The following is an 8,682-nucleotide window of genomic DNA, read 5'->3' on the forward strand; positions in this document are numbered from 1 at the left end:
TGGTCAGGACAGTCGGCTCCGATCGAAGAGTCCCAGCACCTCGTCGTGGACCCGGCCGTTGGTGGCGACACCCGACAGCGGGACGGACCCGTCGAGCGTGAGGCGCTCGTCGCCCTCGACGGTTGTGAACCGCCCGCCGGCTTCGCTGATGATCACCGGCATCGGGGCGATGTCCCAGATGGCGACCCGGGGATCGAGCATCGCTTCGGCTCGCCCGGTCGCCACCAGGGCGAACCCGTAGCCGTCGCCCCAGGTCCGCAGGAGCGCACCTGACGCTCGGACCGCCTCCAGGTGTTCAGGGGCCCAGGTGCCGAGGCCTGAGGTGCACACACAGCCACCGTCCAGCGCCGGTCGGTCGCTGACCCGTGCGGGTCGCCCGTCGAAGAAGCAGCCGAGGCCGCGCGCCGCGTACACCGTCTCGCCGAGTGCGGGGAGGTTGATGACCCCGACCGCGGGGCCCTCGTGGTCATAGAGCGCCAGCAGGTTGCTGTAGAGGGGAACACCATGGGTGAAGGCCTTGGTGCCGTCGATCGGGTCGATGATCCAGGTGCGCCCGCTCGAACCGCGGGAGTCGGGCTCCTCCTCACCGATGACGGCGTCATCGGGGTGGCGGGCCGCGAGCTGCTCCCGCAGGAACCGTTCTGCGGCCCGGTCGGCTGCGGTGACCGGGGTGCCGTCACCTTTGTGCTCGATCCCCAGTTCCTCCTCGTGGAACCACTGCAGCGTCAGCTCACCCGCGGCCCGGGTCAGCGCCACCGCCTCGTCGAGCAGCGCCTGTGTGATCGAGGTCATGGCCTGATCTTGGCAGGGCTAGGGTCGGCTTCGCCGGAAAGGGGACTGGCCATGCCCGTCGTGTTCAACCCGTTCGAGCCGGGGTTCTTCGATGACCCCTATCACCAGTACCGGCAGCTCCGAGAGCAGGACCCGGTCCACCTCAGTCCCTTGGGCCTGTGGATGCTCTTCGACTACGACGACTGCTTCGCGCTCCTGCGCAACCCTCGCACCAGTGTGGACCTCGCGAACGAACACGAGCTGTCCACCGAGGCCCGGGCCGAGCGACTGCGGATGTTCCAGGAGCTGTTCCCGGATCGCAGCCCTCGGGAGAGCACGGGCATCCTCTTCGTCGATCCCCCCGACCACACCCGACTGCGCAGCCTGATGTCGAAGGTGTTCACGCCGCGCCGGGTCGAGCAGCTCCGGGGGACGGTGCAGGAGCTGGTCGACGAGCTCCTCGACGAGGTCACGACCGAGGGCCGGATGGATCTCATCGCCGACCTCGCGTTCCCGCTCCCGTTCACCGTGATCTCGGAGATGCTGGGCATGCCCGAAGCCGACCGCCTCCAGCTGCGCGAGTGGTCGCATGCGATGGTCAAGATGCTGGACCCCATCCTCACACCCGAAGAGATGAGATCGGCGGTGACGGCCGCGGAGCACATGTTCGACCACATCGCCGAGGTGATCCGCTGGAAGCGGGACCACTTGGCCGAGGACCTTCTCTCCGCGCTCATCACCGCTGAGGAGGGCGGCGACGTGCTCTCCTCGGAAGAGCTCACGGACCAGGTCAGCCTCCTGTTCGTCGCCGGACACGAGACCACCGTCAACCTGATCGGCAACGGGGTGCTGGCCCTGCTGCGGAACCGGCCCCAGCTCGAACTGCTGCAGCGCGATCACTCGCTCGATGCCAACGCGGTGGATGAGCTTCTCCGCTACGACAGTCCGGTGCAGTTCTCGCGCCGGATCACACGGGAAGAGGTCCGTTTCGGCGATCGGGTCATCGAGCCGGGCCGGTTCGTCATGACCTGCCTGGGCTCGGCGAATCACGATCCGGCCGTGTTCGGCGATGATGCGGACCAGCTCGATGTGCGGCGGGCGACCGCGGGCCGGCACCTGGCGTTCGGCAGCGGCATCCACCACTGCCTGGGCGCCGCACTCGCCCGGCTGGAGGGCCAGGTGGCCATCGGCACGCTGGTGCGCCGTTTCCCCGACCTGGACCTCGCCACCGATCAGCCCCGGTGGAACAACCGCATCGTCCTGCGAGGCCTGGAGGAGCTGCCGCTGACCTTCACGCCCACCACGGCTCGAGCCCGGGCTGGCTAGGGTCGAACCATGCGTGCCGCTGTCCTGGAGGCGTACGGCCAACCGCTTCGCATCTACGACGACGTGGAGATCGAGCCGCCGGCCGCCGGCGAGGTGCGGGTGCGGGTGCACCACTGTGGCGTGTGCCATTCCGATCTCAGTGTCGTCGACGGTCTGCTCCCCGCCCCCGTGCCGAGCATCCTCGGTCACGAAGCGGCAGGGGTCGTCGAGGAGGTGGGAGCGGGGGTTCGTGCCGTCGCGCCGGGCGACCCGGTCGTGCTCACCGCGTGCCCACCGTGCGGGTCCTGCTACTGGTGCCAGCGGGGGGAGTTCAGCATCTGCGTGAACAGCTCGGGCTTGATGACCAGCACCCTGCCCCACGGTGGCACCCGCCTCAGTCGGCAGGGCGGTCTGCTCTACCGGGGACTCGGCGTGGGAGCCTTCGGGGAGCTGGTGACGGTGCAGGAGGCGGCCGCGGTGCGGATCCCCGAGGGAGTCCCGCTGGATGTGGCCTGTGTCATCGGCTGCGCCGTGCAGACCGGGGTCGGCGCGGTGATCAACACCGCGAAGGTGGAGCCCGGCGCCACCGTGCTGGTAACGGGCCTCGGTGGGGTGGGCCTGTCGATCGTGCAGGGCGCGGTGCTCGCCGGCGCGAGCCGGATCGTGGTGAGCGACCCGGTGGCTGCCCGGCGCGAGGCAGCACGCCGTTTCGGCGCCACCGACGAGCTCGACCCCGCCGAGACCGACGTGGTCGCCGCGGCGCTCGAGTTCACCCGCGGCATCGGCGTCGACTACGCGTTCGAGGCCGCCGGGAAGGTGGCGTTGCTCGAGACCTGCCTCCAGGCCACCCGCGCCGGTGGCACCACCGTCATCGTGGGTGTCCCCCCGATCGACGAGCCGCTCACCATCTCACCGGTCGCGCTGTTCCAGACCACGGAGAAAAAGCTCGTCGGATCGCTGCTCGGCAGCGTGCACGCCGGGCGCGACATCCCCCGCTTGGTCGCCCTGTGGCAGGCCGGGCGTCTCGATCTCGACGGGCTGGTCACGGCCCGCCGTCCTCTCGCTGAGGTCAACGAGGCGTTGGCCGACCTGCGCCAGGCCCGTGGCATCCGGACGGTGCTCTCGCTGTAGGCCTGGTGGCAAGATGGCGAGATGAGCGACACCGACCCCCGGCGTGAAGCGGCGATCCGCCGGCTGAAGGCCAAGCGCGACTTGCGCACCAACCTCGTCAGCTACGTGGTCGTGAACGCCTTCCTGGTCGTGATCTGGGCGGTGACGGGAGCCAACTTCTTCTGGCCCATCTTCGTCATCGGCGGTTGGGGTTTCGGGCTGGCCATGCACGCCTGGACGGTGTACGGGCAGAAGCCCATCACCGAGGAGGACGTGACCCGCGAGATGCAGCGAGGCGGCGACGTCGTCGAGTGACGGCGCGAACGCCGTGTCGCCCTTGAGCCACCGCGCCGGCACCTGGGCGCGCCAACACTGGCCGGGGGTGTTCGGGTTCCTCGTGGCCGCGCTCGTGGTGGCCCCGGTGCTGGTGTCGGGCGTGGCCGGGTGGCGGCGGGAGTGGCTGCCGACCGGTGACTGGGCGGTGCTTGAGCTGCGCACCCGCGATGTCGGGAGCAGCGCGACCCCGCTGATCGGTCCGTACTCGCGATTCGGCTGGAACCATCCGGGACCGTTGCTGTTCTGGCTGCTCGCGGTGCCGTACCGTCTCTCGGGTTCGGCGTCGGGCTCACTGTTGTTCGCGGCGGCCATCATCAACGCGCTGGCCGTGGCGGGGATGGCGGTGGTGGCCTGGAGGCGAGGGGGCTTCGTGCTGCTGGGAGGCACGGCCGTGGCACTCGCGCTGGTGATGACCCACCTCGGTCCGTCGTTTCTGCGTGACCCGTGGAACCCATCGGTGACGGTCCTGCCCTTCGGCCTGCTGGTGATGTTGTGCTGGTCCGCGGTCGAAGGTGACGGCGCTGCACTCGTGGCGTCGGTGGTGGTCGGGTCGTTCCTCGTCCAGAGTCATGTGGGCTTCGCGCTGCTCGTCGGCGTGTTGTGGGCGGTTGCGGGCCTGGGTTTCGTGCTGGGGTCACGGAACCGGCGGCGCCGGCGGGCCCGCGTCCTGGTGGTGGCCGGCGTGCTGCTGGCCCTGATCTGGGCGCCTGTCCTGGTCGACCAGGTGGCCGGCGCCGGCAACGCCTCGGCATAGCTGAGCTACTTCGGGCGTGGTGGGGAGGCTACGGCCGGGCTCGGGCGGGCGGTGGGGATCGCTGCCCGTGAGCTGGGGGAAGTGGCACCGTGGATGGGTGGCCGGGAGATCGTGGTTCCCGCCGACGGATCGGTGGAATCGGCCCCGATGCCGGCTCTGCTGGTGCCGGCGTTGGCGTTCGGGTTCGCGGCCTGGGTGGCATGGCGGAGCCGATCGCTGGCAGCCCTGCGGTTCCAGGCGGTCGTGGCCGTGGCCGCCGTCGCCGGGGTGCTCTCGGTCTCGCGGATCACGGGCGACGTCTACAACTACCTGATCCGCTGGTGGTGGGTGATCGGTGCGCTCTGGTGGGTCTCGATCGCCTGGTCCCTGTGGTGCGGATGCTCGAGCGTGCTGGCCCGCCACCCGCGCCAAGGCCGGAGCCGGCAACTCCGTGCCGGCGCGGTGCTGGCAGCCGGGGCGCTCGCCGCCACGCTCGGTTTCTCGGTGCGGACGATCGATGGCGTGGGCCGGGTGGGTACGCCGGATGGCGAGTGGTACGTGCAGGTGGAACCCGTCGTCGGTGAGCTCGTGGCCCGCGCCCCCCGACCGGGGCCGGCGCTGGTGCGGTTCCGAGGCACCCGCGACGCCTCGGTGGGGGACGCCCTGAGGCTGCAGCTCGAGCGGGCCGGGGTCCCGGTCGTCGTCGACGACGATCTGGTGTTCAAGTTCGGCGGGTCGCGCCGAGCCAGCGATCACCCGCCCCAGTACGTGGTGTGGGTGGCGATGGGATCCGCGGTCACCGAGATGGAGCAAGGTCCCGTCGTCAGCGGCACCCTCGAAGAGATCGCCCGCTGGGACCCGCTCACGACCGAGCAGCGGGCGTGGCTGGTGGCGGCGCAGGAGCGTCTGGCCAGCCAACTGCGCGCCGCGGGGAGGGATGACCTGGCGGAGGCGGCGGTCTCGGGAGGAGACATCCGTGAGGCCCGGGGCATCGAGGGGGTGGATGACGGGCTGTGGGAGGCGATCACCGCCGCCCGGTTGCGAGGCGATCCGATCGCGGTCCTGATCGGACCGCCGGGTGCTGACCCAGGCGTCAGCGCCGATCCCGTCTAGCGGCGGGAAGCGCGTCGTAAGGGGCGCGATGATGCCGGGGTGGAGCAGCTCGATGCTGACGTAGTGGTGGTGGGAGCCGGTCTGGCCGGCCTGTCGGCGGCCCGGCGGCTTCACCGCTCGGGCCGGGAAGTCCTGGTGGTGGAGGCCCGTGACCGGGTCGGCGGTCGCACGCTCTCCCGGGACGTCGGAGACGGCGTCGTGCTCGACCTCGGGGGCCAGTGGGTGGGACCGGGACAGGATCGGGTGTTGGCCCTGGTGGCCGAGCTCGGCCTGTCGAGCTTCCCCACCTGGACCTCCGGCGACAGCCTGGCGGGGATCGGGCCCAGCCTGGGCCGCTACCGCGGATCGGTACCGAAGCTGCCCCCGCACGTCCTGGCCGATGCCCTGCAGGCCCAGCTGCGGCTCGACCGCCTCGCCCGCAAGGTGCCCCTCGACCGGCCCTGGGATGCACCGAAGGCCCCAGTCTGGGACTCGATGACTTTCGAGTCCTGGATCCGGCGCAGCGCCCGCACCGCTGGAGGGCGCGAGTACTTCCGCATCATCGCCGACGCCGTCTTCGCGGCTGATGCCTCGTCCTTCTCCCTGCTGCACGCGCTGGCGTACATCCACGCTGGCCAGGGGGTGGACCGGCTCATCGGCACCCGGGGCGGCGCGCAACAGGACCGGCTCGACGGTGGCGCGCAGCAGCTCGCGATCGGGTTGGCCACCGAGCTGGGTGAGCGGGTCCGACTCGGTCACCCTGTGCGCCGCATCGATCACGGGACGGACGCCGGCCCGGGTGGCGGCGTGCGGGTGGTGGCCGACGGTCTCGCCGTGCGGGCCCGCCGAGCGATCGTCGCGGTGCCGCCGACGCTGGCCGGGCGCGTCGCCTACGCACCACCGCTGCCGGCCGATCGTGACCTGCTCACTCAGCGGATGCCCGCCGGCGCGGTGATCAAGTGCCAGGTTCTCTACGACGAGCCGTTCTGGCGGCACGACGGACTCAACGGCCAGGTCGCCACCAGCCAACCCCCGGTGAAGGTGACGTTCGACAACTCGCCGCCGGGGGGAAGTCCGGGAGTGTTGCTCGCCTTCGTCGAGGGCCGCGCCGCGGTGGAGCTCGGCCGGGTCTCCCCGGCCGAGCTGCAGGCCAAGGTGGTGGAGTCGCTGGCGCGCTTCTTCGGTGATCGGGCTCGGCGCACGGTCGAGTTCGTCGCGCACGACTGGCAGGCGGAGGAGTGGACTCGCGGTTGTTACGGGGCCCATCTCCCGCCAGGGGTGCTCACCCAGTTCGGGCCGGCGCTGCGCCGGCCGGTGGGTCCGATCCACTGGGCCGGCACCGAGACCGCGCTGGTGTGGACGGGCTACATGGATGGGGCCATCGAATCCGGCGAGCGGGCAGTGCGGGAGGTGGAGGCGCAGCTCGCTCGCACCACCTGAGGACGAGGGTCAGAGATCCGGCAGGCCCAGATCGAAGTTCGGGGTCTCGATGCCACCGTCCACCTCCAGGACCTTGCCCGTCAGGTAGGAGCCAGCCGCGCTGGCCAGGTAGAGCACGGCCAGCGCGATGTCCTCCGGCTCACCGAGGCGTTTGAGCGGGGTCTTGGCGATCATGGCGTCGCGCAGCTCATCATTGGTGAGTACCACCTCGAGGGCCGACGTGGCGGTGGAGCCGACAGCCACCGCATTGACCCGGATCCGGGGCGCGAGATCGGCCGCCATCAACCGGGTGAGGTGTGCCAGCGCAGCCTTCGCGGTGCCGTAGGCGGCGAACCCGCGAGCGGTCAGCCGGCCCATCGCCGAGGAGATGTTCACCACGGAACCGCCGCCAGCCGCGAGCATGTGCGGCACCGCCAGCTTGGTGAGGGTGAACGCGGTGCTGACGTTGAAGTGGAACGCGGACTCGAGGAATCGCTCGGAGGTGTCGAGCAGGGCCCGGGGCTCGGTCCCGCCGGCGTTGTTGACCACGATGTCGACCCGGCCGAGCTCAGCGATCGCGGCATCGACGACCCCGCTGAGGGTGGAGGTGTCGCTCACGTCGGCGGGAACCACGACGGCGCGCCGGCCGAGGGCGCTCACCTCTGCGGCAACCTCGTCGAGCTGGGATTCGGTGCGGGCGGTGAGCACCACGTCGGCCCCCTGTTCGGCCAGAGCGAGGGCACAGGCCCTGCCGATTCCTCGGCCGGCACCGGTGATGATGGCGGCGTGGTCCTCGAGACGGAAGCGATCCAGCAGCATGGCCGCACGCTAGTGGAGGGCGGCGCCCCGCTCCGCCGGTGCGGGCCGAACCGGCGCGCCCCCCACGCTCGTGATGCCTGGTGGTGACCGGCTCAACCCTTCCCCCGGAGATGCCGATGAACTAGCTTAAGACGACCTGCGGGCGGGTCGTGGGCCGTGCTTCGTGGCGCACGAGGGGTTGCTCTCTCCGGTCGAGTGCGAGCACGAGGAGGAAGCGATGCCGCCACGCCCCCAGGCGAACCGGCCTGTGTCGCGGACCTCCCGCGTGCGGCGCAGCCCGTTGGTGATGGTGGGCGTGCTCGTGGGCGTCCTGATCACGACCCCGGTGGCGCCCTCGCCGGCCGCAGCCCGAAGCGCGGATGCGGCGAGCGAGCGGGAACGGGTACGCAGCCAGCGGGCCGAGCTCGCGCTGCAGATCGACACCCTCCAGGCCGACGATGCGGCCATCGATCGGGCTCTGCGCGACATCGAGGCCAATGTGAGAGCCGAACAGGTCCGGCTGGCTGATGCCCGCCGGAACGCAGACGAAGCGGTGAAACGGTGGTGGGAGGCGCAGGCCTCCGCCGACCGGAAAGCCGAGGAGGTCGACGCCCTTCGGTCCCGCATGGCCCAGGTGGCGGTCGAGGCCTACGTCGAGCCGCCGGGGCATGACCTCCTCGACCGTCTCAAGGCCGACACCGCCACCCAGGCCGCAGAGAAGGAAGCGCTGCTCTCGGCCCGAGCGGTGCGCGCCAGCGATCTGATCGACCAGTTGCGGGCTGCCCAACGTGAGCTCGAGCAGGAGCAGCGCGCCGCCGAGCAGGCCAAGGCCGAAGCCGAGGAGCAGGCGGCGGACGCCGAGCGCCGGCTCGCCGACTACGAAGCGGCACGTGCCCGCCAGCAGCAGTTCGCGGCCGGTCTCGATGAGCGCCTGAGCGCCAAGCTCGCCGAGGCCGACGCGCTGGCGGCGATCGACGCGGAGCTCGCAGCCCGGATCCGGGCGGAACAGCTGGCGCTGGCGGAACGCCTGCGGGCCAGCAACCCCGAGCCCACGCCGCCCTCGAACCCGGGCGGGCCCCCACCGCAGCCGCCGGGCCCGACCCCGCCGAGCACGACTC

General features: G+C 71.2%; 8 protein-coding genes and 1 pseudogene. 7 read left to right on the forward strand and 2 right to left on the reverse strand.

What is annotated here, in order from left to right; translation table 11 throughout:
* Positions 1–3: 3 nt before the first annotated feature.
* Positions 4–792, reverse strand: coding sequence for an inositol monophosphatase family protein (locus V7004_RS05415; protein WP_334142621.1), 789 nt, complete (start codon positions 790–792; stop codon positions 4–6).
* Positions 793–843: 51 nt separating this feature from the next.
* Between V7004_RS05415 and V7004_RS05420 the strand changes: the two genes are divergently transcribed.
* From V7004_RS05420 to V7004_RS05445, 6 genes are all read left to right on the forward strand, one after another.
* Positions 844–2,097 carry a cytochrome P450 gene (locus V7004_RS05420; RefSeq protein ID WP_334142622.1) on the forward strand — a complete coding sequence of 418 codons (1,254 nt, stop codon included), beginning with the start codon at positions 844–846 and terminating at the stop codon, positions 2,095–2,097.
* A 9-nt stretch (positions 2,098–2,106) separates the two neighbouring features.
* Positions 2,107–3,207, forward strand: coding sequence for a Zn-dependent alcohol dehydrogenase (locus V7004_RS05425; protein WP_334142623.1), 1,101 nt, complete (start codon positions 2,107–2,109; stop codon positions 3,205–3,207).
* Positions 3,208–3,228: 21 nt separating this feature from the next.
* Entirely contained in the window at positions 3,229–3,501 is a 273-nt protein-coding gene (locus tag V7004_RS05430) for a 2TM domain-containing protein (RefSeq protein WP_334142624.1), read from the forward strand.
* 67 nt (positions 3,502–3,568) lie between these two features.
* Positions 3,569–4,276, forward strand: coding sequence for a hypothetical protein (locus V7004_RS05435; RefSeq protein ID WP_334142625.1), 708 nt, complete (start codon positions 3,569–3,571; stop codon positions 4,274–4,276).
* A 147-nt stretch (positions 4,277–4,423) separates the two neighbouring features.
* Entirely contained in the window at positions 4,424–5,368 is a 945-nt protein-coding gene (locus V7004_RS05440; protein ID WP_334142626.1) for a hypothetical protein, read from the forward strand.
* A gap of 39 nt (positions 5,369–5,407) precedes the next feature.
* Positions 5,408–6,787 carry a flavin monoamine oxidase family protein gene (locus tag V7004_RS05445; RefSeq protein WP_334142627.1) on the forward strand — a complete coding sequence of 460 codons (1,380 nt, stop codon included), beginning with the start codon at positions 5,408–5,410 and terminating at the stop codon, positions 6,785–6,787.
* 9 nt (positions 6,788–6,796) lie between these two features.
* Here V7004_RS05445 and V7004_RS05450 read toward each other — a convergent pair whose 3' ends face one another.
* Positions 6,797–7,585, reverse strand: a complete 789-nt coding sequence (locus V7004_RS05450) for an SDR family oxidoreductase (protein WP_334142628.1) — start codon at positions 7,583–7,585, stop codon at positions 6,797–6,799.
* Positions 7,586–7,802: 217 nt separating this feature from the next.
* Between V7004_RS05450 and V7004_RS05455 the strand changes: the two are divergent.
* Positions 7,803–8,682: pseudogene (locus V7004_RS05455) on the forward strand (hypothetical protein); the annotation flags it as partial.

The sequence above is a fragment of the Rhabdothermincola sp. genome (genome assembly GCF_036846205.1).
In the GTDB taxonomy this organism is placed as follows: Bacteria; Actinomycetota; Acidimicrobiia; order Acidimicrobiales; family Acidimicrobilacustridaceae; genus Rhabdothermincola.